Genomic DNA, 22,421 nt, shown 5'->3' on the forward strand with positions numbered 1-22,421 from the left:
GGCCCGGGCCCTGGCCGTGGCCCGACCGGGCCGCGCCCATGGCCCGACCGGGCCGTGCCTCACATCGACTCGATGAGCCGCTCCACCCGCTCGTCGACGTTGCGGAACGGGTCCTTGCACAGCACGGTGCGCTGCGCCTGGTCGTTCAGCTTGAGGTGGACCCAGTCGACCGTGTAGTCCCGACGAGCCTCCTGGGCGGCCCGCACGAAGTCGCCGCGGAGCTTGGCGCGGGTCGTCTGCGGCGGGACCGCCGTGGACTCGAACACCTCGAGGTCCGTCGCCACCCGGTCGACCATCCCCCGCGCCGCGAGCAGGTTGTACAGCCCCTCGGTGCGGGAGATGTCGTGGTAGGCCAGGTCGAGACGTGCGACCCGGGGGTCGTCGAGCGTGAGCCCGTGCTTGGCCTGGTAGCGCTCGATGAGCCGCTTCTTGATGACCCAGTCGAGCTCGCGCTCGACGAGCGTGAGGTCGCCGGACTCGACGGCCCGCAGCCCGCGCTCCCACAGGTCGAGGACCTGCTTGACCTGGGGCGTGAGCTCGAGGTGGGCCTCGACGTGCTCACGGACCCGCTGGTAGTACTCGCCCTGCAGGTCGACCGCGGTGGCGGTCCGTCCGTTGGCGAGCTGCACGGGCGCCAGCCCCGAGGCGTCGTGGCTGATCTCGCGGATCGCTCGGATCGGGTTCTCGAGGGTGAGGTCGCGCACGGGCACACCCGCCTCGACCAGGCGCAGCACGAGGTCGGTCGCCCCGACCTTGAGCATCGTCGTGGTCTCCGACATCGACGAGTCGCCGACGATGACGTGCAGGCGCCGGTAGTGCTCGGCGTCCGCGTGGGGTTCGTCGCGGGTGTTGATGATGGGCCGCGACCGGGTCGTCGCACTCGATACGGCCTCCCAGATGTGGTCGGCCCGCTGGGACAGGCAATAGGTCGCCCCCCGCGGGGTGGCCAGCACCTTGCCCGCGCCGGTCAGCACCTGGCGCGTGATGAGGAACGGCACCAGCACGTCGCTCAACCGGGAGAAGTCCCCCTGCCGGCGCACCAGGTAGTTCTCGTGGCACCCGTAGGAGTTGCCTGCCGAGTCGGTGTTGTTCTTGAACAGGTGGACCTTGCCGGGCAGCCCCTCGTGCTCGAGACGCTGCTGGGCGTCGGCCACCAGCCCCTCGAGGATCCGCTCGCCGCCCCGGTCGTAGGCCACCAGCTGGCGCACGTCGTCGCACTCGGCCGTCGCGTACTCCGGGTGCGAGCCCACGTCGAGGTACAACCGCGAACCGTTGCGCAGGAACACGTTGGACGAACGCCCCCACGCCACCACCTTGCGGAAGAGGTAACGGGCGACCTCGTCCGCGCTGAGCCCGCGGCCGTCGTCGGCCGCGCACGTGACGCCGTACTCCGTCTCGAGCCCGAAGATCCGTCGGTCCATGGTGCTCCCTCAGTCGTCCTCAGCCAGCAGGTCGGCCAGCACGTCACCGTGCAGGCGGCGGAACGTGCGCCGCGGCCGGTCGCGCTCGAGCACTGCGACCTCCAGACCCGACGCCGGGATGGACCGCGCCTCCCCCTCGGCCACGACCGTGCCGTCGGTCGCCACGGCGCCGAGCGCACGCACGGCGAGCCGCAGCACCTCGTCCAGGCCCATGCCCTCCGACCACGCCTCGCGGACGCGCGTGGAGAGCTGCTCGGCCTGACCGCCCATGACGACGAACCCGTGCTCGTCCGCGACCGACCCGTCGTAGCTCAGCCGGTAGAGCTGGTCCTCGCCCGGGACGGTACCGACCTCGGCCACGACCAGCTCCACCTCCAGAGGCTTGGACTCCGTGGTGAAGACCGTGCCGAGGGTCTGGGCGTAGGCGTTGGCGAGGCCGCGTGCCGTGACGTCCGTGCGGTCGTAGGAGTAGCCGCGCAGGTCGGCGTACCGCACACCGGCGACCCGGAGGTTCTCGAACTCGTTGTACTTGCCCACCGCCGCGAACGCGATGCGGTCGTAGATCTCCGAGATCTTGTGCAGTGCCCGCGAGGGGTTCTCGGTCGCGAACGCGATGCCGCCCGCGTAGGCGAGGACGACGACCGAGCGTCCTCGTCCGATCCCCTTGCGCGCGAAGTCGGCCCGGTCCTTCATCAGCTGCTCGGGCGAGACGTAGAAGGGCATGCTCATGCGCGTCGACCTCCCTCGCTGCGGGCCTCGACGATGCGGCCGACGACGGCGGCGAGCGCGTCGTCGTCCGCGCGACGGTAGCCGTCGGCCGTCACGGTGGCCACGACGGGCCAGATCTTGCGGACCGTGTCCGGCCCCCCGGTGGCGCTGTCGTCGTCGGCCGCGTCGTAGAGCGCCTCCACGGCGACCGACACCGCGCCGTCGGCGTCGAGCCCGGTGCGCCACAGCTTCTTGAGCGCCCCTCGGGCGAAGACCGAGCCGGAACCCACCGAGTGATGGTCGCGCTCCTCGTAGCGGCCGCCGGTCACGTCGAAGCTGAAGATCCGCCCGGTGCCCCGGTCGCGGTCGTACCCGCCGAACAGCGGGACCACGGCCAGGCCCTGCAGCGCCATCGGCAGGTTGCCCCGGATCATCGTGGCGAGCCGGTTCGCCTTGCCGTCGAGGGAGAGCAGGGACCCCTCGATCTTCTCGTAGTGCTCCAGCTCCAGCTGGAACAGCCGCACGAGCTCCACGGCGATCCCGGCCGACCCGGCGATGCCGACGGCGGAGTACTCGTCCGCCGCGAAGACCTTCTCGATCTCCCGGCTCGCGATCATGCTGCCCATCGTCGCGCGCCGGTCGCCGGCCAGGACGACACCCCGCTCGCCGTCGGGTCCACCGAACGTCAACGCGACGATCGTCGTCGCGTGCGGGGCCAGCTCCGCCGTCGTCGTCGCACCGGTCCCGGGCGTCGACCGGTTGCCCGGCAGCAGCTCCGGGGCGTGCGCCCCGAGGAAGTCCACGAACGAGCTCGAGCCCGGACGCAGGAAGGCGTCCGGGAGCCGGCCGGAGGCGTCAGCAGGACTCATCGGCACTCACTGCCCGCCCTTCTGCACGAACCCCCGGACGAACGACTCGGCGTTCGACTCCAGGACCTCGTCGATCTCCTCCAGCAGCGAGTCGACCTCCGCGTCGGAGTCGGACGTCTGGGGCGCGACCGGTTCCGGGGCCTCCACGTCGTCGTCGGGCGTGCGGTCGTCGCGCTGCGGGTTGATGCGTTCCTGACCTGCCATGGTCCGCCTCCTTCATCGTTCCTGCGAGGTGGGCTCAGCCTATGCCGTGCCGGGGACGCCGCGAGCCGCACGGCTCACGTGTCGCCCCGCAGACCGTCGAGCAGCGTCGCGGCGTCCGGGCTGGCGTCCAGCAACGCCCCCACGTTCGCGGCCGTGCCGCGCAACGGGTCCAGCATCGGGACCCGCTGCAGGGACGCGGTGCCGGCGACGTCGAAGATCACCGAGTCCCAGCTCGCCGCGGAGATCTCGTCCGGGTAGCGCTCCATGACCTCTCCCCGGAACCACGCCCGGGTGTCCTGCGGCGGGTGGTGCACGGCCCGGGCCACCTCGTCCTCGGTGACCAGCCGCTCGACGGCGCCTGCGGCGACCAGCCGGTGGTAGATGCCGCGCTCGGGACGCACGTCCGACCACTGCAGATCCATCGCGTGCAGCCGCGGGTGGTCCCAGGCGAGGCCGTCCCGCCGGCGCACGCGGTCAAGCAGCCGCAGCTTCGCGACCCACTCGACCTCACGCGCGCAGGAGGCGGGATCCTCGCCCAGGCGCTCCACGACGGAGCGCCACCGGTCCAGCACGGCGTCGGAGTCGTCGTCGTGGCCCAGCGCGGCGAGCGACCGGGCGACCACGTCGGCGTACCGGGACTGGATCTGCAGCGCCGTGGCCGTGGACCCGTCCGCGAGCGTGAGCGGGGTCGACAGGTCCAGGTCGCGCGAGACCCGGCGGACGTCGCCGACGGGGTCCGCCAGCCGCAGGGCCGCGAGCTCGGCCCGGGCGGGCACCCCCGCCTCGGCGAGCGCGTCGAGGTGCTCGGCGACCCACAGCACCAGCGAGGTGGTGCCGAGCTTGAGGTACGTCGCGACCTCGAGGTGGTTGGCGTCGCCGAGGATGAGGTGCAGGCGCCGCCAGCGCGTCCGGTCGGCGTGGGGCTCGTCGCGCGTGTTGACGATGGGCCGTCGCAGCGTGGTCTCCAGCCCGACCTCGGCCTCCATGTAGTCGGCCCGCTGGGAGAGCTGGAACCCCGCCTCCTCGCCCGCCTGACCGAGCCCGACACGGCCGGAGCCGGTGAAGACCTGCCGTGTGACCAGGAACGGGGTGAGCATCTCGACGATCGTGGCGAAGGCGAGGCCCCGGTCCACCAGGTAGTTCTCGTGGGTGCCGTAGCTGGCGCCCTTGCCGTCGACGTTGTTCTTGTACAGCACGACCTCGGAACCGGGTACCTGGCCGAGCCGCCGGGTCGCCGCGAGCATCACCCGCTCCCCCGCGACGTCCCACAGCACGCCGTCGCGCGGGTTGGTCACCTCGGGCGAGGAGTACTCCGGGTGCGCGTGGTCGACGTAGAGCCGCGCCCCGTTGGTCAGGATGCAGTTCGCGGCGCTCGGGTCGTCGTACTCCTCGACCTCGGGTCGCTCGACGCGCTCGGGTGCCGCCGTCGTGCGCGCCGTGGGCCCGGACGGCGCCGGGGAGTCCGGGTCGTCGGTGAGCAGCGACGGGTGCGCCGAGGCACGCTGGAGGTGGAACCCCCGGGCGTCGGCCAACGGGTCCTCGTCGTCGTAGTCCCAGCGCGCCGGCGGGTGCCCGGGACGTCCGCCCTGCACGGACGCCCGGTAGGTGGTGACCACCTGGGAGCTCATCAGCATCGGGTTGGCCGCCAGCCGTCCCGGCGCCAGCACCCCGTACTCGGTCTCGATCCCCATCACGCGTCGCACCGTCACGCGCTCCACCCTATGCGGCGGTCCGGCACGCGCGGCGACCTGTCCACGTCCGACGGCCGCTCGGGCGCCGGACGTGGACGGGCCCCGCGGTCAGAGGTACTGACCGGTCGAGCTCACGGTGTCGATCGTGCGCGGCGTGCCGCTCTCGCCCTTCTTCGTGACGATCGTGCGGATGAACACGATGCGCTCGCCCTTCTTGCCGCTGATCCGCGCCCAGTCGTCCGGGTTGGTCGTGTTGGGCAGGTCCTCGTTCTCGCGGAACTCGTCCACGCAGGCGGCCAGCAGGTGCTCGACCCGGATGCCTCGCTTGCCGGTGGCCAGCAGGTCCTTGATCGCGGACTTCTTCGCCCGATCCACGACGTTCTCGATCATCGCCCCGGAGTTGAAGTCCTTGAAGTACAGCGTCTCCTTGTCCCCGCTGGCGTACGTCACCTCGAGGAACTGGTTGTCCTCGTCCTCGGCGTACATGCGCTCCACCACCGAGCCGATCATCGCCTCGACGGCCGCGAGCCGGTCACCGCCGTGCTCGGCGACGTCGTCGCCGTTGATGGGCAGGTCGGCCGTGAGGTACTTGCCGAAGATCTCGGTGGCCCCCTCGGCGTCGGGTCGCTCGATCTTGATCTTCACGTCCAGGCGGCCCGGACGCAGGATCGCCGGGTCGATCATGTCCTCGCGATTCGAGGCGCCGATGACGATCACGTTGTCCAGCCGCTCGACGCCGTCGATCTCGGCGAGGAGCTGGGGCACGATCGTCGTCTCGACGTCGGACGACAGGCCCGTGCCGCGCGTGCGGAACAGCGACTCCATCTCGTCGAAGAACACGACCACGGGCATGCCCTGGGTCGCCTTCTCCCGGGCGCGCGCGAAGATCAGCCGGATGTGCCGCTCGGTCTCCCCGACGTACTTGTTCAGCAGCTCGGGGCCCTTGACGTTGAGGAAGAAGCTCTTCGCGTTCGGGTCCCCGCCGCGCTTCTCGGCCACCATCTTCGCCAGCGACGACGCGACCGCCTTGGCGATGAGCGTCTTGCCGCAGCCCGGCGGGCCGTAGAGCAACACGCCCTTGGGCGGTCGCAGGCCGTGCTCGCGGTACAGGTCGGGGTGGGAGAACGGCAGCTCGACGGCGTCGCGGATCTGCTCGATCTGCGGGCCGAGGCCGCCGATGTCCTCGTAGGCGATGTTGGGGACCTCCTCGAGGACGAGCTCCTCGACCTCCGACTTCGGCACGACCTCGAACACGAACCCGCTGCGCATGTCGACCGTGAGGGCGTCGCCCACGCGCAGGGGCGTGCCCCGCAGGGATCCCGCGAGCCGGACGACCCGCTCCTCGTCGGCCCGTCCGACGACAAGCACCCGCTCGACGTCGAGGACCTCCTTGACCGTCACCAGCTCACCGATCCGCTCGAACCCGCCGGCCGAGACGACCGTCATGGCCTCGTTGAGCTTGACCTCCTGGCCGGGCGCCAGCTCGTCGAGGTCGAGACCGGGACTGGCCTGCACGTGCATCTTGCGGCCCGACGAGACGACGTCGACCGAGCCGTCGTCGTGCGCGGCGAGGAACGTGGCGTACGTCCCCGGCGGCTTCGCCAGGTCGTCGATCTGCTTCTTCAGCTCGATGATCTGGTCGCGCGCGGCGCGCAACGCCTCGGCGAGGCGCTCGTTCTTCGCCGCGAGCAGCGCCAGCTGCGAGTCACGGCCCGCCGGCGCGGCCTGGACCGGCTCCGGGCGGACAGGGTGGTCGGTCATCGCGTCCCCTCTCGTGCGGCCCGGGCGGCATCCTCCACCGGCGAGGAGGAACCCCCGAGACACAGCACACTAAGGGTCAACGCCGTGATCGCGCCGACCATTTCACGGATCGGTCGGCGTGTTCACACGATCCAGACCTCTTGTGACCTCACCGTGACCGCAGCGTGACATGCCGGGCGAGGTGCCCGGGCCGACGGTGGCGCCGCGTCGGGCTCATTCCTCGGGCGCCTGGCCGACCTCGCGCCGGACCCGGCGCAGCTTCTTGTCCGAGACCGGACGCTCGCCGAGGTCGTCCTCCGTCCACTCGGCGTCGGTGGTGCCCGGGTAGGACCCCTTCGCCGGACGCCGCTTGCGCTCGGGGGGCGCGACGCCGTCGGCCAGCCGCCGGGCGGTGATGAGGAACCCGGTGTGGCCGATCATGCGGTGCTGCGGCCGCACTGCCAGGCCCTCGAGGTGCCAGCCCCGCACCATCGACTCCCAGGCCGTCGGTTCGGCGAACCGGCCGTCGGCGCGCAGGTCCTCGGCCGTCCGCGAGAGCTGGGTGGCCGTGGCCACGTAGCACACGAGCACACCGCCCGGTGCGAGCGTACGAGCGACCGCGTCGACGTTCTCCCACGGCGCGAGCATGTCGAGCACGACCCGGTCGACGGTGCCCGGCTCGACGACGTCGCCCACCCGGTCCGCGAAGTCTCCGACGTGCAGCTGCCAGGCCGGGTGCGCGCCGCCGAAGAAGGTCTCGACGTTGCCACGGGCGATGGCGGCGAAGTCCTCGCGCCGCTCGATCGAGTGCAGCTCGCCAGCGTCGCCGACCGCCCGCAGCAGCGACAGGGTCAACGCCCCGGAGCCGACGCCGGCCTCGACCACCCGGGCACCGGGGAAGATGTCGGCCATCTGGACGATCTGCCCGGCGTCCTTCGGGTAGACGACGGCGGCGCCGCGAGGCATCGAGAGCACGTAGTCGCTGAGCAGCGGGCGCAGGGCCAGGTACTCGATCCCCGCGGTGTTGGTCACCACCCAGCCCTCCGGGCGTCCGATGAGCTCCTCGTGGCGGAAGTAGCCCTTGTGCGTGTGGAACGTCGCCCCCTCGGCGAGGGTGACCGTGTGCATGCGGCCCTTGGGGTCGGTGAGCTGGACCTTGTCGCCGACGCGCAGCGGTCCTCGTCGTTCGTCGGCGCCGGTGGCGGCTGGAGAAGTCACGGGGGTCGAGTCTACTGACGATCGGGCGGGCGGACCGCCGCGGCCACCCGTGAGACGTCGAGCACACCGCTGACGCCGCCAGCGTCGACCACTGGCACGAGCCGCGAGCCTCGCGAGGTGGCTGCGAGCCGGTGCAGCAGCTCCGGCCCGCCGGCTCCGGCGTCGACGGCGGATCCGGGCGCGAACGGGACGAGGACGGCGTCCACCGGGGTGGTCGGCGTGTGCGCCGCGGGGATGGCGGTGACGGCGCGGGGATCCACCCAGCCCACGGGCCCCCCGGCGGCGTCCGCGACCACGACGACGAGGTCCCCGGTGGCGCTCCCGGTGGCCGCCCGCACCACGTCCGCGACCGTCGATCCCTGCCCCACGACGAGGACGGGCATCGCCAGCGACCGGACCGTGACGGCACCGAGCCGTTCGCGGCGCCGGCCGGTCCGCATGGCCTCGCCGGCGCCGGACCAGAGGAACGCGCCGATCAGCGCCGACCACATGACCATGACCCAGTCGGGCCGCGTCCCGGACGCGAGCGGCCACACCAGGGCCGCGGCGACGACACCGACGCCGACGGCGCGGCCGACCCACCCGGCCGCGAGCGTGCCGCGGGTGCGCGAGCCGGTGACCTTCCAGACCGCGGCCTCGAGCACCTGGCCGCCGTCGAGCGGGAGACCCGGGAGCAGGTTGAAGAGGCCCACGAAGGCGTTCGAGAAGGCACCCGCGTACAGCAGGAGCGCGGGGACGGACGCGACCGTCTGGGCCTGGAATCCCAGCCAGAAGACCACCGCGAGCGCCAGGTTGGTCAGTGGCCCCACCACGGCGACGAGCGCGCCGTCCAGGGGGCGGGCCGCGCCGCCGGAGTAGGCGGTGTGCCCGCCCCACAGCGTCAGCGCGAGCTCGTCGACGCGGTGGCCGCGCGCACGCGCCACGAGGGCGTGGGCGACCTCGTGGCAGAACACCGACGCGAACAGCAGCAGCACGAACGCGAACGACACGACGAGGACGCCCGTGGTCTCCATCCGGGGCGCGAACGCACGGACGGTGGGAGCGAACAGGACGGTCAGGACGACGGCCGCGAGGAACCAGGACGGCGTCACCAGCACGGGGGCGCCGGCGACGCGGCCGATCCGCCAGCCGGAGGAACGGGGAGGCACGGCCTCAGGCTATCGGTGAGGCCCGTCGAGCAGCCTGTGGAGGACGCGCCTCGGGTGTGGGTGGCCCACCGTAGGGTGGCGGACATGACGACGACGGCGGACCTCGGCCCCGATCTCGCCCCGGACCCCGCGCGCTCTGCTGCCGAGCCCACGGGCGAGCGCACCTCACGCCCGCCCGCGCTGTCGCCGTCGCGGGCGTCCGACTTCCTGCAGTGCCCGCTGCTGTTCCGCTTCCGGGCGATCGACCGGCTGCCGGAGCCGCCGTCGTCGGCCGCAGCCCGCGGGACGCTCGTGCACGCCGTCCTGGAGCGGCTGTACGACGCCCCGCTGGGCGAGCGCACCCGTCAGGCCGCACTCGACCTGCTGCCGGGCGAGTGGGACAGGCTCGTAGAGGCCGAACCGCGCTACGCGCAGCTGTTCCTGCCCGACGGCGACGCCGCCGACCAGACGCTGACGTCGTGGCTCGACGGGGCGGGCCGGCTGCTCGGCACGTACTTCACCCTCGAGGACCCGAACCGCCTGGAACCCGAGGCGCGCGAGCTCTTCGTGGAGAGCCGGCTGGACGACGGCCCGCTGCTGCGCGGGATCGTGGACCGGCTGGACGTGGCGCCGGACGGCGCCATCCGGGTCGTGGACTACAAGTCGGGACGCTCCCCGCGCCCGGGGTTCGAGGGCAAGGCGCTGTTCCAGATGCGGTTCTACGGACTCGTCGTCTGGCGTGAGCGCGGCGTGCTGCCGAAGATGCTGCAGCTCGTCTACCTCGGCGACGGCCAGGTGCTGCGGGCCGAGCCGAGCGAACGCGAGCTCCAGGTGACCGAGACCAAGGTCCGGGGCGTGTGGGACGCGATCACGACGGCGGCCCGCCGGGGCGAGTTCGTGGCCCGCCCGAGCAAGCTGTGCGGCTGGTGCGCCCACCAGGACCTGTGCCCGGAGTTCGGTGGGACTCCCCCGCCGATCCCTGAGGGCGCCCTGCGGGCGCGGCTCGGTCTGGACCTCTGAGGACCGGGCCGAACGGCTCAGACCAGCTCCAGCACCTCGCCCGCGGCCAGGCGCCGGACGACCGCCAGGTCGATGTCGGCCAGGCTCGCGGCGCGGCTGAGCCCGTCGCGCGGCTCCACGGGCAGGACCGCCTCCACACCCAGGGTGCGGGCGCCCGCCGCCAGCGCCGAACCGATCCCCGCCGGCGAGTCCTCGATCGCGACGCAGTCCTCCACGCGGACCCCGAGACGACGCGCGGCCACCAGGTACGGCTCCGGGTCGGGCTTGCCGCGGGTGACCTGGTCACCCGTGACGAGCGTGGCGAAGGCACCCGGCACGTGGGCCGTGACGGCCTCGGCCAGGACGGCGTAGCTCATGGTCACCAGCGCGCAGGGCACACCGGCGTCGGCGAGCGACGCGAGCAGCTCGCGCGCGCCGGGCTGCCACGGGACACCGTCGTGGACCTGGGCGGTCACCCTCGTCAGCAGCCGGGAGACGATCTCCGGCACGGGCAGGTCGACACCGGCCTCCCGCAGCACGCCGGCGGAGACCTCGAGCGGGTTGCCGACGAGCTGCAGGGCCTGGGCGTGCGTCCAGGTCCCGCCGTGCTCGGCGACCAGCTCGTGCTCGGCGGCGATCCAGTACGGCTCGGTGTCGACGAGGGTGCCGTCCATGTCCCACAGGACGGCGGCGGGCAGGGGGCGGGGCGAGGGAAGGTCGGGCACCGCACCATCGTACGGACGGCACCGGCATCGTCGTCGGCCGGTCGCCGTCCGGCCGGGCGGTCGCGCTCGGTCCCCGGGGCCGCGGTGCTGTATAGGCTTGTCAGATGAGCACCGAGCAGCCGGTCGGCCGCCACGCCGCACGTCAGACCGTCATGATCGCTGCGTTCGAGGGCTGGAACGACGCCGGCGGTGCCGCGACCGGAGCCCTGGAGCACCTGGCCGAGGTGTGGGGTTCCTCACCGCTGCGCGAGCTCGACCCGGAGGACTACCACGACTTCCAGGTGAACCGGCCCGTGGTCACCACAGGGCCGGACGGACGGCGCACGGTCGAGTGGCCGACCACGACCGTCTCCGTCGTCGACCTCCCGGACCGGCAGGTCGTCGTCGTCCACGGCATCGAGCCGTCGTTCCGCTGGAAGGCGTACTGCCGCGAGCTGCTGGACATCGCCGAGGAGCTCGAGGTGCAGACCGTGGTCACGCTGGGCGCACTGCTCGCGGACGTCCCGCACACCCGGCCGATCCCGCTGACCGCCACGACGGAGAGCCCTGGCCTGCAGGCCGTGCTCGACGTCGAGCCGAGCACGTACGAGGGACCGACCGGCATCGTCGGCGTCCTGCAGCACGAGGCCTCGGCACGCGGGCTCCAGTCCGTCTCGCTGTGGGCGGCGGTGCCGCACTACGTCGCCAACCCGCCCTCGCCGAAGGCCACGCTCGCGATCCTCGCGCGGGTCGAGGAGCTCCTCGCGGCGGCTGTGCCCCTCGGCGACCTCCCCGACGACGCCGAGGCCTGGCAGCGGGGCGTCGACGAGCTCGCCGGTGAGGACGCCGAGATCTCCGAGTACGTGCAGCAGCTCGAGCAGGCCAAGGACACCGCGGAGCTCCCCGAGGCCTCGGGAGACGCCATCGCCCGCGAGTTCGAACGCTACCTGCGTCGCCGCGACCACGGTCCCGGCCGCGGCGGGCCGGGCCGGGGCAGCCCCGACAAGGGCTGAGGCCTCGCGCTCAGAGCCGGACCGCTCAGAGCCGGACGCCGAGCAGGGCGTTGACGGCCCGGGCCACGACGCCCGGCGCGCCCTCCTCGTCGTGCCCGGTGTCGCGGCCGGGCGCCAGCGCGTGGTCGGCCCACGCGTCGACGGCGGCCAGCGCACGAGGGGCGTCGAGGTCGTCGGCCAGCGCCGAGCGCAGGCGGGCCAGCAACTCGTCCGCGGGCGGTGCTCCGTTGCCGGAGACCGCGGCACGCCAGCGGTCCAGACGCGCCCGGCCCTCCTTGAGCGTCGAGTCGGTCCACTCCCACTCGCTGCGGTAGTGGTGGGCCAGGATGCCGAGCCGGACCGCCATCGGGTCGACGCCCTCGCCCCGCAGCGCGGAGACGAGCACGAGGTTCCCGCGCGACTTGCTCATCTTGTGCCCCTCGTACGCGACGAGCCCCGCGTGGACGTGCGCGGTCGGGGCGGCGTCCGGGCCGGCCAGCATGCGGGCGTGGGACACGGACATCTCGTGGTGCGGGAAGAGCAGGTCCGCTCCCCCGCCCTGGACGTCGAACGGCAGGCCGAGACCGTCCCGGGCAATGACCGAGCACTCGACGTGCCACCCGGGCCGACCGGAACCGAGGATCCCACCGTCCCAGGCCGGCTCGCCGACCCGCTCGCGGCGCCACAGCAGCGGGTCGAGGGGGTTCTTCTTCCCCTCGCGGTCCGGGTCTCCGCCCCGCTCGGCGAAGAGCTCCGCCATCGTCGCGTCGTCGAGGCCCGACACCGTGCCGAAGGCAGGGTCGGCCGCGAGGTCCGCGTACACGTCGCCCAGGTCGGGCGTCGCGCCACCCGCACCCGGCTCCACGGGGACCCGGTACGCCGTCCCGTCGGCGAGCATCTGGGCGACGGCCCGGGCGATCGGCTCGACGTACTCGACAACGCCGGTCCAGGGCTGCGGCGGGACGACACCCAGCGCCGTCATGTCCTCGCTGAACAGGGCGGTCTGCTCGCGGGCGAGGTCACGCCAGTCGACGCCGGTGGCCGTCGCCCGCTCGAGCAGCGGGTCGTCGACGTCGGTCACGTTCGAGCAGTAGGTCACCTGCTTGCCGGCGTCGGTCCACGCCCGGTGCAGCAGGTCGAAGGCGACGTAGGTGGCCGCGTGCCCGAGGTGCGTCGCGTCGTAGGGCGTCACGCCGCACACGAAGGACCGTGCCGTGGCGCCGGGCGCGGGTTCGACGAGGGCGCCCGAGGTGGAGTCGTGCACGCGCACCACGGGACGGCCGCCGGCGGCGGGCGCGGGCAGCTCGGGGATCTGGGGGAAGGGCCAGGAATGCACGGGGCCAGGTTACCGGCGTCAGACCGGTGCGCCGGCGTCGGCCTCGAGGACCCCGGTGAGGAGGAGCACGACCACGACCGCGGCCAGGCCGTACCGGTAGTAGACGAACGGCTTGTAGGAGTAGTTCGACACGATCTTGAGGAAGCCGATCAGCACGACGTAGCCGACGGCGAAGGCCACGACGGTCGCCAGCAGGGTCGCCGCCGGGCCCGCCGAACCCGCCGCCGCGGTGCCCTGGCCCGCCCGGACCAGCTCGTAGAAACCCGACCCCAGGACCGCGGGGACCGCCAGGAGGAACGAGTAGTCGGCCGCGGCCTTCCGGGAGAAGCCCATCGCCAGGCCCGCGGTGATGGTCGCCCCGGACCGGGACACACCGGGGATGAGGGCCAGGACCTGCGCGAAGCCGAAGCCCAGGGCGCGACGCGGCGTCATGTCGCGCACCTCGAGCCGGCGCGAGGCGTAGGCGTCGGCCACCTGCAGCAGGATGCCGAAGATGACGAGGGTGGCGACCGTGAACCACAGGTTCCGCAGCGTGGTCTCGATGTGTTCGGCGAACAGCACGCCGGTCACGACGATCGGTACCGAGCCGAGCGCGATGAACCAGGCCATCCGGGCGTCCAGGTCGTGGGCGCCCATCCGCGAGCGCCAGTCGGACCCGTGGTCGCCACGCAGCGACGTCCACCATCCGACGCAGATGTCCCGGATGGTGCGTCGGTAGTAGAGCAGCACGGCGATCTCCGTGCCGATCTGCGTCACGGCGGTGAAGACGGCGCCGGGATCGGCACCGCCCACCAGCTCCCCGACGATGCGCAGCTGGGCGCTGGACGAGACGGGCAGGAACTCGGTGAAGCCCTGCACCAGGCCGAGGAGGATCGCTTCCCACGCACTCACGGGCGGCAACACTACCTGGGTGGACGACCGGTCCGGCGCGGTACCCCCCGGTGCCGTGAGCGCCGCCGGTAGTGTTCCCGGCATGGAAAGACGCCAGGTGGGGTCCTCGGGGCTGCGTGTGTCCGCCCTCGGGCTCGGCACCATGACGTGGGGCCGGGGCACCGACGAGGGGGACGCCGCCACGATCCTCAAGGCGTTCGTCGACGCCGGGGGCACGCTGGTCGACACCGCGGCGTCCTACGGTGACGGTGACGCCGAACGGGTCCTGGGCGAACAACTCGCCGGCGCGGTGCCTCGCGACGAGCTCGTGCTCTGTACCAAGGGGGGCGTCCGGCACGGGCCCGACGGCCCGCGGCGGGACGCGTCCCGCGGTGCCCTGCTGGCCGACCTGGACGGCTCGCTGGCGCGGCTCGGCGTCGATCACGTGGACCTGTTCCTCGTGGCGTGCCCCGACCCGACGACGCCGTTGGAGGAGACGGTCTCGGCGCTGCGGCTCGCGGTGACCTCGGGCCGGGCGCGGTACGTGGGCCTGTCGAACTTCCCGGCCTGGTCGTCCGCCCGCGCGGCGACGCTCCTCGAGGCCGCCGACGGGATCGGGCTGGCCGCCCTGGAGCTGGAGTACTCGCTCCTGCAGCGCGGTGTGGAACGCGAGACGGTCCCGGCGTCCACCGCCCTGGGGCTCGGTGTCCTGGCGTGGTCGCCCCTCGGGCGCGGGGTGCTGACCGGCAAGTACCGGCGCTCGGTGCCGGTCGGGTCGCGCGCGGCGTCGGACCACCTCGCCGGCTTCGTCGGGCAGTACCTGGAGGACGGTGACGCGGCCGCCGTGGTCGAGGCCGTCGCCACGGCCGCCGACGGTCTCGGCCGGGCACCGCTGGAGGTGGCCCTGGCGTGGCTGCTGGCCCGCCCCGCCGTCGCCTCCGCCGTCGTGGGTGCCCGCACGCCGGAACAGCTCGACGGGGTCACCCGTGCCCTGGACCTCACGCTCCCCGGCGAGGTGCACTCCGCCCTGGACGACGTGTCGGCGTTGGTCCCGGGCTACCCCGAGCGCTGGTAGGCGGTCAGGTCCGGGTCGCGGCACGCGGTACGGGCGGCTCAGCGAGCGTCGTCGTCCCGGTCCAGGTCGTCGTCCTCGTCATCCCCGTCGTCCTCGTCGTCCTCGTCATCCCCGTCCTCCTCGTCGTCGTCGAGGTAGAACGGGGTGACCTCGGTGTACACCTGCGCCAGGGCGTCCTCGTACACCTCGAACGCGTCGGCGAGCACCTCGTAGGCGTCGTCGACGGCGGGGTCCTCGTCGCCGCGGCGGGAGGACACCGCGTGGTAGTGGCCCTCGAGGGCGGCGACGAAGCGGTCCAACGCGGCACGCGGATCAGCGGTCATGCACTGACGGTAGCGCCATGCAGGGCACAATGGGCAGACGAAATCGCCGGAGCTCATCTCGGGAGGCGACGCATGGCATCGAGCTGGCGCAAGCACGGACAGTACGAGTACCGCGTGGTCACGATCGACCGGGGCACGTCCGTGCCGGACGCACGCAGGATGCTCACCGAGGAGGCCGAGTACGGCCGCTGGGAGCTCGCACGCACACGCCTGTACCTGGGCGGCGAGCGGCGGGTGTGGCTGCGGCGCAAGATCATCAGGGCGACCTCGACGCTCTGACCCGCTCTCGGAGGTTCGGGGATGCCAACGTTCCGCAAGGCCCGTCACGACGCACCGGCGGGATTCTTCGACACCGAGGCGGCCGGCCTGCGCTGGCTCGCCGTCGACGGCGGTCCGCGGGTCGCGCACGTGCTCGACGTGGGGCCGGGGTACCTGGACCTCGAACGGCTCGCCCCCGGCAGCGCCGCACCGGCGGCGGCCCGGACGTTCGGCCGGTCGCTGGCCGCGCTGCACGACGCCGGGGCTCCGGCGTTCGGGACGCTCCCGCCGGGGGCTGCGGAGGGCTTCTTCGGCCCGCTGGACGACCCGCTGGAGATGGTCGCAGGGTCCTGGTCCGACTGGCCCGCCTTCTACGCCGAGGCGCGCCTGTGGCCCGTCCTGGAGCAGGGCCGGCGCCGGGGCGTCTTCGGACCGGACGACGCGGCGGCGTTCGCGCGCGTGTGCGAGCGCCTTCCCCGGCTCGCCGGACCCGCCGAGCCCCCGGCGCGGCTGCACGGGGACCTGTGGTCCGGGAACGTGCTCTGGACCACCGGGGACGGGGGCGACGAGACCGGCGAGGCCGCGCTGATCGACCCGGCCGCGCACGGCGGCCACCGGGAGACGGACCTGGCGATGCTCGCGATGTTCGGCGCACCGCACCTCGAGGAGATCCTCGCCGCGTACGACGAAGCCCGCCCTCTGGCGCCGGGGTGGCGCGAACGCGGGGGACTGCACCAGCTCTATCCCCTGGCCGTGCACGCGGTGCTGTTCGGCGGCGGCTACGTCGAGGCCACGCGCCGGTCGCTGGCCGAGCTCGGCGGCTGACGCCTCAGCAGCTCATGAGCAGCCGGTCCAGCACCCGGGTGCCGAACCTCAGGGCGTCCGTGGGGACCCGCTCGTCGACGCCGTGGAACATCCCGGCGAAGTCCAGGTCGCCGGGCAGCCGCAACGGGGCGAACCCGTAGCCGGTGATGCCCAGCCGGGCCAAGGACTTGTTGTCGGTGCCGCCCGACAAGGTGTACGGCAGCACGGCGGCCCCCGGGTCCTCGGCGTGCAGGGCGTCGACCATCGCGTCCACCAGACCGCCGCTGAACGGCACCTCGAGCGACCGGTCGGTGTGGAGGGGCTCGATCCGCACGTGGGGCCCGGCGAGCTCGCGCAGCACCCCCATGGCCTCGGCGTCGTGGCCGGGCACGGTACGCATGTCGAGTGTCGCCGACGCCGTGCCGGGGATGACGTTGGCCTTGTACCCGGCGTCGAGCTGGGTGGGGTTCGTGGTGTGCCGCACCGTGGCGCCCACGAACTTCGCGGCCGGTCCGAGGGCCGCCACCAGGGCGTCGACCTGGTCGGGATCCGCCCCACCGGCCGGGTCGAACGGCAGACCGGTCAGGTCCGCCACGCCCTGCAGCAGCCGCTCGACGGTGGGCGTCAGCGTGTACGGCCAGGCGTGCGTGCCGATCCGGGCGACGGCCGCCGCGAGCTCGGTGACGGCGTTGTCGTGGTTGACCTGCGACCCGTGCCCGGCCCGGCCGTCCGCGACCAGGCGGAGCCACGCGAGCCCCTTCTCCGCGGTCTGGACGAGGTACGCACGCCGGCCTCCCACGTCGACGGAGAACCCGCCGACCTCGCTGATCGCCTCGGTGGCCCCCTCGAACAGCTCGGGGTGGTGGTCGACCAACCAGCGCGCACCGAGCACGCCACCGGCCTCCTCGTCCGCGAACATGCCGATGACGACGTCCCGCGCCGGGCGGCGGCCCTCGCGCACCATCTGCCGCACGACCGCGAGGATCATCGCGTCCATGTCCTTCATGTCCACCGCGCCACGGCCCCACAGCATGCCGTCGATCTCCTCCCCGGCGAAGGGGTCGACGGTCCAGTCGGCCGCGGCCGCCGGCACCACGTCGGTGTGGCCGTGCAGCACCAGGGCCGGTCGCGACGGGTCCGTCCCGGAGAGCCGGGCGACGACCGAGGCCCGACCCGGTGCGGACTCGTACAGCGCGGGCTCCAGACCGACGTCGGCGAGCAGCCCGGCGACGAGCTCGGCCGCCTTGCGCTCCCCCGGCCCCTGGTTCTCGCCGTAGTTCGAGGTGTCGATCCTCAGCAGGTCCTGGCAGATGCCGACGACCTCGTCCTCGGCGGTGGGACGGGTCACGTCGGGTCGCGGTGAGATCACGGGCCTACGGTACCCAGCCCGCGGCCCGAAACGTTTTGGCGGCTGTCCGTCGCGTCTCGGGCCGGGCACTGTCGAGACGTCCTTGCCCGCACCGAGTGAAGGAGCTCGACATGCGAAGACTCGCAGCCCTGACCGTGGCAGCGCTCGTGGGCGCCGCCGGTCTGGTGGTGGCCACCGAGCCGCCCGACGCCGAGGCGCACGGCGCCGAGGTGTTCCCCGGCAGCCGCCAGTACCTGTGCTGGGTCGACGGCCAGACCGCGTCCGGCGGCCTCGACCCGCAGAACCCCGCGTGCGCCGACGCCTACGCGGCCGGCGGCTCGGCCGCGTTCTACAACTGGTTCGGCAACCTGGACTCCAACGGGGCCGGCCGCACCGAGGGATACATCCCTGACGGACAGATCTGCGACGGCGGGGGCAACGGCCCGTACGACTTCTCCGGGTTCAACGCCGTGCGGGGCGACTGGCCGACGACGCACGTGACGGCCGGTGAGACCTACCAGTTCCAGCACAACAACTGGGCCGAGCACCCCGGACGGTTCGACGTGTACGTCACCGAGGAGGGCTGGGACTCCTCGAGCCCGCTGGCGTGGAGCGACCTCGAGCTCATCGACACGGTGACCGACCCGCCGGACACCGGCGGACCGGGTGCCCTCAACTACTACTACTGGGACGTCACCCTGCCGGCCGACCGCAGCGGTGACCACATCGTCTTCACGCACTGGGTGCGCTCGGACAGCAACGAGAACTTCTACAGCTGCTCCGACGTCGCGTTCGACGGCGGTGACGGCGAGGTCACCGGGATCGGGGACACCGACCCCGGCCCGGACCCCGACCCGGTGTGCCCGGACGAGGCGCCCGGTGCACCCGGTGCCGCCACGGCCTCCGACGTCCATGCCACCAGTGCTCACCTCATGTGGGGCGTCGCCCAGGGCGGGTGCGTGACCGGCTACGACGTCGTCGACCCGGCCACGGGCGACGTGCTCGCGGCCACCGACGGCTCGCCCATGGTGGACCTCACGGGGCTGGAACCCGAGACCACGTACGAGGTCGCCGTGCGGGCGCGCAACGACAACACGGGTGCGGTCTCGGCGACGACGGCCGCCACGTCCTTCACCACGACGGCCGAGGACGACGACCCGCCGCCCGTCGGCGACTGCACCGCGGAGGTCAGCGTCGTCAACACGTGGAGCGGCGGCTACCAGGCCGACCTGGTCGTGACCGCAGGCTCCGACGCGCTCACCGGCTGGGAGGTGACCGTCGATGGCGCCACGGTCGACCAGGCGTGGAGCGCCGAGGTCTCCGGCAACGTCTTCACCAACGCGAGCTGGAACGGCAACCTCGCCGCCGGCGCCTCGACGTCGGCCGGCTTCATCGGCAGCGGCGATCCCAGCTCGCTGAGCGCCGTCTGCTCGACCACCTGAGCAGCACCCCCGACCGCAGCGCCGGTCTCCTGCCGCACGGAGCGCGGCGGGAGACCGGCGCTGTGACGCCTCAGGTCCGCCGCGCCGTCCACTCCTCGAAGGCCGCACGGCTCGAGCGGCGCGGGACGTAGCCGAGCACCTCCTTCAGCCGCGTGTTGTCGAGCACCGGCCGGTACCGCAGGAACCCGACTCGCTCCGGGCCGTGGACCGTGAGGTGCAGGGCCCGGCCCACCCGCAGCGCCGCGGCGAGCACCGGGGCCGGCACGTCGATCGTGCCCTTGCCGAGCCGCCGCGCGATGTCCGCGACGGTCATCACGCCGTCGCCGCACACGTTGAACGCCCCGGTGGCTCGGCCCGTGGCTCCGGCCACGACGGCCCCGGCGACGTCGTCGACCCAGGCGAAGACGAACGGTCCGTCGCTGCGCCGGACCCGCAGCAGCCGGGGCGCGTCCCACAGCGCCGTGATCTGGTTCGCCACGCCCGGCCCGAGGATGGTGCCGATCCGCAGCACCACCTGACCCAGCTCGGGGTGCGCCGTGCGGTACGTCGCCAGCATCTCCTCGACGAGCCGCTTGTGACGCGAGTAGGTGAACTCCTCGTTGCCGCGCAGCGCGTCGTCCTCGCGCAACGGGACCGGGTTGTCGGCGTGATAGCCGTAGGCGGCGCCCGACGACGAGATCACCACGCGTCGCACGCCCCCAGCCACGCAGGCGTCCAGCACGTGCCGGGTGCCGTCGACGTCCACGCTCCGCTCCGTCGCCGCGTCGAGGTTGCCCGGGTTGACGATCGCGGCGAGGTGCACCACGGTGTCGATGCCGTGCGCGACGACCGCGTCCCGCACCGCCCGGGCGTCCGTCACGTCGAGCTCGACCACCACGACGCCGTCGGGCAGGTGGGCCGGGGCCCGCAGGTCGGCCGACACGACCGTGGCCACGTCGTCGTGCGCCGCGAGCGCCGCCACCACGTGCGAGCCGAGGAACCCCGAGCCTCCCGTGACCAGGACGCGCCTCACGCCGCCACCTCCGCGCGGGCCCGGCTGCGTCGTGCCCACACCGTGGCGAGCGCGAGCCCGGCGATGATGTCCCACACCCCCCACCAGCCGGCGACGACGGCCATGCCGCCGATGCCACCGAAGAACGTCATGACGAGGCCCAGGCCGAGGGCGGCGTTGCGGATGCCGACCTCGAAGGTCACGGCCTTGACCTCGCGGGTCTCGAGCCTCCCGGCCCGGCCCGCGAGGTAGCCGAGGCCGAGCGCGACGGCGTCGTGCAGGAAGACGGCGACGAGGACGACCCCGACCCAGCCGACGAAGACGGAGAAGTTGCCGACCAGCGCGGCCACGACGAAGCCGACCAGCGCGAGGATGCTGACGACGTGCACGGGCCTGTGCACGGCCGCGGCGACCGCCGGCCAGCGGGTGCGCACGAGCAGACCGGCGGCGAAGGGCACGCCGATGATGAGCACGATGTCGAGCATCAACTCGACGGGGTCGAGGCTGACCTCGGCCAGGATGTCGCGGCCGGTGGGGTGCAGACTGCCCCACCAGGCGATGTTGAGCGGCATCGCCACGAGGTAGAGGGCGTTGCCGACAGCGGTCAGGGACACGGAGAGCGCCACGTTGCCGCCGGAGCGGTAGGTGAGGATCTGCGAGACGTTGCCGGGTGGGCAGCACGCGACGAGGATCATGCCGAGCGCGATGGAGGCCTGCACTTCGAGGACGAGTGTCAGGCCGAACGTGACGGCGGGCAGCAGGACCACCTGGGCGAGCAGGGCGAGCACGGCGGCACGAGGGGCCTGGCGCAGCACGCGGAAGTCGGCCGGGGACGTGTCCAGGGCGATGCCGAGCATGATGAGGGCGAGCACGATGCTGAGCGCCACCAGCGAGCCCGGTGAGAAGTTCACGACGACGTCGTCGATGTTCATCGCCGGTCTCCGCTCTCGGGGGCGCTCAGGTTCCGGACGTAGCCGCGCACGGTGCGGCGGTAGGCGTCCTTGTTGACGTAGTAGCTCATCCGCTCCAGCCCGAGGTAGCGGTAGCCGCCGGTGAGGTCGGGCCAGGGGCTGGTGGTCCGACGCCGGAACCTCGCGGCGCGCTCGGCCGCCGCGGTGTCGCCGTCGGCCCCGGAGGCCTCCGCGGCGAGGTAACGCGCCACGAGCTCGGCCTGCTCGGCCCGGCCCTGCCACCCGATGCCGGAGGCCTCCAGCATCCCGACGACGAACAGCCCGTTGAACGACGGCGGCACGATGTTGCAGAACAGCTCGGGCGCTCCCCCGGAGCCCGGACCGTCCCAGGCGAGGTGCTTCGGGTCGACGAACGGGTAGTCGAGCCGGTAGCCGGTGGCGAGGAGCACGAGGTCGTAGGTCCCGGCGGTGCCGTCGACGAAGTGCACGGTGTCGCCGTCGAACCGGCGCACGTCCCGGCGGACCCGCAGGTCGCCCTGCCCGGCGTGCTGCAGCACGAGCGAGTTCACCACGGGGTGGGACTCGTAGATCTTGTGGTCGGGGGCGGGGAAGCCGAACCGCTGCGGGTCGCCGTTGAGCAGCGTGAGCACCCGCGAGTCGACGGCCTGCTTGATCTTCGCCGGCAGGGGGCGCCCCTGGTTGAGGGTGTCGGTGGGCCGCCCCAGCAGGTAGCGCGGCACGAACCAGTAGCCGCGCCGCACCGACAGGTCGACCGACGCGGCCCGGTGGACGGCGTCCACGGCGATGTCGCACCCGGAGTTGCCGCCGCCGACCACGAGGACCCGTTTGCCGGCGAAGACGTCGTCGCTGCGGTACTCGCTCGAGTGCAGCAGCTCGGCGGTGAGGTCGCCGTCGAACGTCGGCACGTTCGGCTCGGCGAGCGTGCCGTTCGCGATCACCACGTGGCCGACGTGCTCGACCGTCGTCGCGCCGTCGGGCCCGGTGCTGTGCACGTGCCAGCCCGAGGCGCCGCTGGCGTCGTCGTCGGCCGGTTCGACCGCGACCACCCGGGTGCCGAAGCGGTAGTGCCGTCGCAGGTCGAAGACGTCGGCATAGGTGCGGAAGTAGCGCAGCAGCTCACGGTGGCCCGGGTAGTCCGCGCTCGAGTCCATCGGCAGCTCGTCGAACTGCGTCGTGGTGCGCGAGGAGATGAGGTGCGCCGACTCGTACACCGTGGAGCGCGGGTTGTCGATGTCCCACAGGCCGCCGACGTCGTCGTGCGCCTCGTAGCCGACCAGGTCCAGCCCGGCCCGGTCCAGTGCACGGACCGCCGCCAGTCCTGAGGGGCCCGCACCGATCACCGCGACCCTGTGTTGCAGCGCCATCGCTC

Annotated in this window: 22 protein-coding genes; 6 read left to right on the forward strand and 16 right to left on the reverse strand. The window is 73.0% G+C overall.

From position 1 onward, the window contains the following. Positions 1–59 precede the first annotated feature (59 nt). The 8 genes from pafA to AC3RJ8_RS09400 form a co-directional block, all read right to left on the reverse strand. Entirely contained in the window at positions 60–1,421 is a 1,362-nt protein-coding gene (pafA, locus tag AC3RJ8_RS09365) for a Pup--protein ligase (protein WP_489712378.1), read from the reverse strand. 9 nt (positions 1,422–1,430) lie between these two features. Next, positions 1,431–2,150: a proteasome subunit alpha gene (prcA, locus tag AC3RJ8_RS09370; protein WP_489712379.1), complete on the reverse strand. Its 720-nt coding sequence runs from the start codon at positions 2,148–2,150 to the stop codon at positions 1,431–1,433. Then, positions 2,147–2,998, reverse strand: coding sequence for a proteasome subunit beta (gene prcB / locus AC3RJ8_RS09375; protein ID WP_489712380.1), 852 nt, complete (start codon positions 2,996–2,998; stop codon positions 2,147–2,149). Before prcB ends, prcA begins: the two co-directional genes overlap by 4 nt. Before the next feature lie 6 nt (positions 2,999–3,004). Continuing rightward, positions 3,005–3,202 carry a ubiquitin-like protein Pup gene (locus AC3RJ8_RS09380; RefSeq protein WP_407317960.1) on the reverse strand — a complete coding sequence of 66 codons (198 nt, stop codon included), beginning with the start codon at positions 3,200–3,202 and terminating at the stop codon, positions 3,005–3,007. Positions 3,203–3,276: 74 nt separating this feature from the next. Then, positions 3,277–4,893, reverse strand: a complete 1,617-nt coding sequence (gene dop, locus AC3RJ8_RS09385; protein WP_489715612.1) for a depupylase/deamidase Dop — start codon at positions 4,891–4,893, stop codon at positions 3,277–3,279. A 108-nt stretch (positions 4,894–5,001) separates the two neighbouring features. Further along, the gene (gene arc, locus AC3RJ8_RS09390; RefSeq protein ID WP_489712381.1) at positions 5,002–6,654 is read right to left on the reverse strand and encodes a proteasome ATPase; all 1,653 of its coding nucleotides are present in this window, start codon (positions 6,652–6,654) and stop codon (positions 5,002–5,004) included. Between the two features lie 213 nt (positions 6,655–6,867). Further along, complete coding sequence (locus AC3RJ8_RS09395; RefSeq protein ID WP_407317962.1) at positions 6,868–7,851, reverse strand: tRNA (adenine-N1)-methyltransferase; 984 nt, start codon at positions 7,849–7,851, stop codon at positions 6,868–6,870. 11 nt (positions 7,852–7,862) lie between these two features. Beyond that, on the reverse strand, positions 7,863–8,999 hold the full coding sequence (locus AC3RJ8_RS09400) for a site-2 protease family protein (protein WP_489712382.1): 1,137 nt from the start codon (positions 8,997–8,999) through the stop codon (positions 7,863–7,865). Between the two features lie 84 nt (positions 9,000–9,083). Between AC3RJ8_RS09400 and AC3RJ8_RS09405 the strand changes: the two genes are divergently transcribed. Further along, a complete protein-coding gene (locus AC3RJ8_RS09405; RefSeq protein WP_489712383.1) occupies positions 9,084–9,998 on the forward strand; it encodes a RecB family exonuclease in 915 nt (304 codons plus the stop codon). A 17-nt stretch (positions 9,999–10,015) separates the two neighbouring features. Here the strand turns inward: AC3RJ8_RS09405 and AC3RJ8_RS09410 are convergent, their stop codons facing one another. Then, positions 10,016–10,702 (reverse strand): HAD family hydrolase, encoded by a 687-nt coding sequence (locus tag AC3RJ8_RS09410; protein ID WP_489712384.1) that lies wholly within the window; start codon positions 10,700–10,702, stop codon positions 10,016–10,018. A gap of 104 nt (positions 10,703–10,806) precedes the next feature. On the opposite strand from AC3RJ8_RS09410, the gene AC3RJ8_RS09415 reads away from it, so the two are divergent. Further along, positions 10,807–11,694, forward strand: coding sequence for a PAC2 family protein (locus AC3RJ8_RS09415; protein WP_489712385.1), 888 nt, complete (start codon positions 10,807–10,809; stop codon positions 11,692–11,694). Positions 11,695–11,719: 25 nt separating this feature from the next. On the opposite strand, the gene mshC is transcribed toward AC3RJ8_RS09415, so the two are convergent. Together mshC and AC3RJ8_RS09425 are read right to left on the reverse strand one after the other, a co-directional pair. Next, entirely contained in the window at positions 11,720–13,009 is a 1,290-nt protein-coding gene (gene mshC, locus AC3RJ8_RS09420; RefSeq protein ID WP_489712386.1) for a cysteine--1-D-myo-inosityl 2-amino-2-deoxy-alpha-D-glucopyranoside ligase, read from the reverse strand. Positions 13,010–13,027: 18 nt separating this feature from the next. Then, positions 13,028–13,900 carry an undecaprenyl-diphosphate phosphatase gene (locus AC3RJ8_RS09425; RefSeq protein ID WP_489712387.1) on the reverse strand — a complete coding sequence of 291 codons (873 nt, stop codon included), beginning with the start codon at positions 13,898–13,900 and terminating at the stop codon, positions 13,028–13,030. Positions 13,901–13,982: 82 nt separating this feature from the next. Between AC3RJ8_RS09425 and AC3RJ8_RS09430 the strand changes: the two genes are divergently transcribed. Beyond that, a complete protein-coding gene (locus tag AC3RJ8_RS09430; RefSeq protein WP_489712388.1) occupies positions 13,983–14,954 on the forward strand; it encodes an aldo/keto reductase in 972 nt (323 codons plus the stop codon). 38 nt (positions 14,955–14,992) lie between these two features. Here AC3RJ8_RS09430 and AC3RJ8_RS09435 read toward each other — a convergent pair whose 3' ends face one another. After that, the gene (locus tag AC3RJ8_RS09435; RefSeq protein WP_489712389.1) at positions 14,993–15,277 is read right to left on the reverse strand and encodes a primosomal protein; all 285 of its coding nucleotides are present in this window, start codon (positions 15,275–15,277) and stop codon (positions 14,993–14,995) included. Between the two features lie 72 nt (positions 15,278–15,349). Between AC3RJ8_RS09435 and AC3RJ8_RS09440 the strand changes: the two genes are divergently transcribed. Together AC3RJ8_RS09440 and AC3RJ8_RS09445 are read left to right on the forward strand one after the other, a co-directional pair. Next, entirely contained in the window at positions 15,350–15,556 is a 207-nt protein-coding gene (locus AC3RJ8_RS09440; RefSeq protein ID WP_489712390.1) for a DUF5703 family protein, read from the forward strand. A gap of 21 nt (positions 15,557–15,577) precedes the next feature. Then, on the forward strand, positions 15,578–16,360 hold the full coding sequence (locus tag AC3RJ8_RS09445) for a fructosamine kinase family protein (RefSeq protein WP_489712391.1): 783 nt from the start codon (positions 15,578–15,580) through the stop codon (positions 16,358–16,360). A gap of 4 nt (positions 16,361–16,364) precedes the next feature. Here the strand turns inward: AC3RJ8_RS09445 and AC3RJ8_RS09450 are convergent, their stop codons facing one another. After that, positions 16,365–17,708 (reverse strand): M20/M25/M40 family metallo-hydrolase, encoded by a 1,344-nt coding sequence (locus AC3RJ8_RS09450; RefSeq protein WP_489712392.1) that lies wholly within the window; start codon positions 17,706–17,708, stop codon positions 16,365–16,367. Between the two features lie 110 nt (positions 17,709–17,818). Here AC3RJ8_RS09450 and AC3RJ8_RS09455 point away from each other — a divergent pair, with 110 nt between their 5' ends. After that, positions 17,819–19,129, forward strand: a complete 1,311-nt coding sequence (locus tag AC3RJ8_RS09455; RefSeq protein WP_489712393.1) for a lytic polysaccharide monooxygenase — start codon at positions 17,819–17,821, stop codon at positions 19,127–19,129. Positions 19,130–19,199: 70 nt separating this feature from the next. On the opposite strand, the gene AC3RJ8_RS09460 is transcribed toward AC3RJ8_RS09455, so the two are convergent. From AC3RJ8_RS09460 to AC3RJ8_RS09470, 3 genes are read right to left on the reverse strand one after another with little or no spacing between them, the layout of a single operon-like run. Beyond that, positions 19,200–20,141 (reverse strand): SDR family oxidoreductase, encoded by a 942-nt coding sequence (locus AC3RJ8_RS09460; protein ID WP_489712394.1) that lies wholly within the window; start codon positions 20,139–20,141, stop codon positions 19,200–19,202. Then, a complete protein-coding gene (locus tag AC3RJ8_RS09465; protein ID WP_489712395.1) occupies positions 20,138–21,052 on the reverse strand; it encodes a bile acid:sodium symporter family protein in 915 nt (304 codons plus the stop codon). The genes AC3RJ8_RS09460 and AC3RJ8_RS09465 overlap by 4 nt, the downstream gene beginning before the upstream one ends. Beyond that, the gene (locus tag AC3RJ8_RS09470; RefSeq protein ID WP_489712396.1) at positions 21,049–22,416 is read right to left on the reverse strand and encodes a flavin-containing monooxygenase; all 1,368 of its coding nucleotides are present in this window, start codon (positions 22,414–22,416) and stop codon (positions 21,049–21,051) included. The genes AC3RJ8_RS09465 and AC3RJ8_RS09470 overlap by 4 nt, the downstream gene beginning before the upstream one ends. Positions 22,417–22,421: the final 5 nt, after the last annotated feature.

The organism is Isoptericola sp. MSGPD8_1_ISO-PGPR-S23-394 (assembly GCF_058072785.1).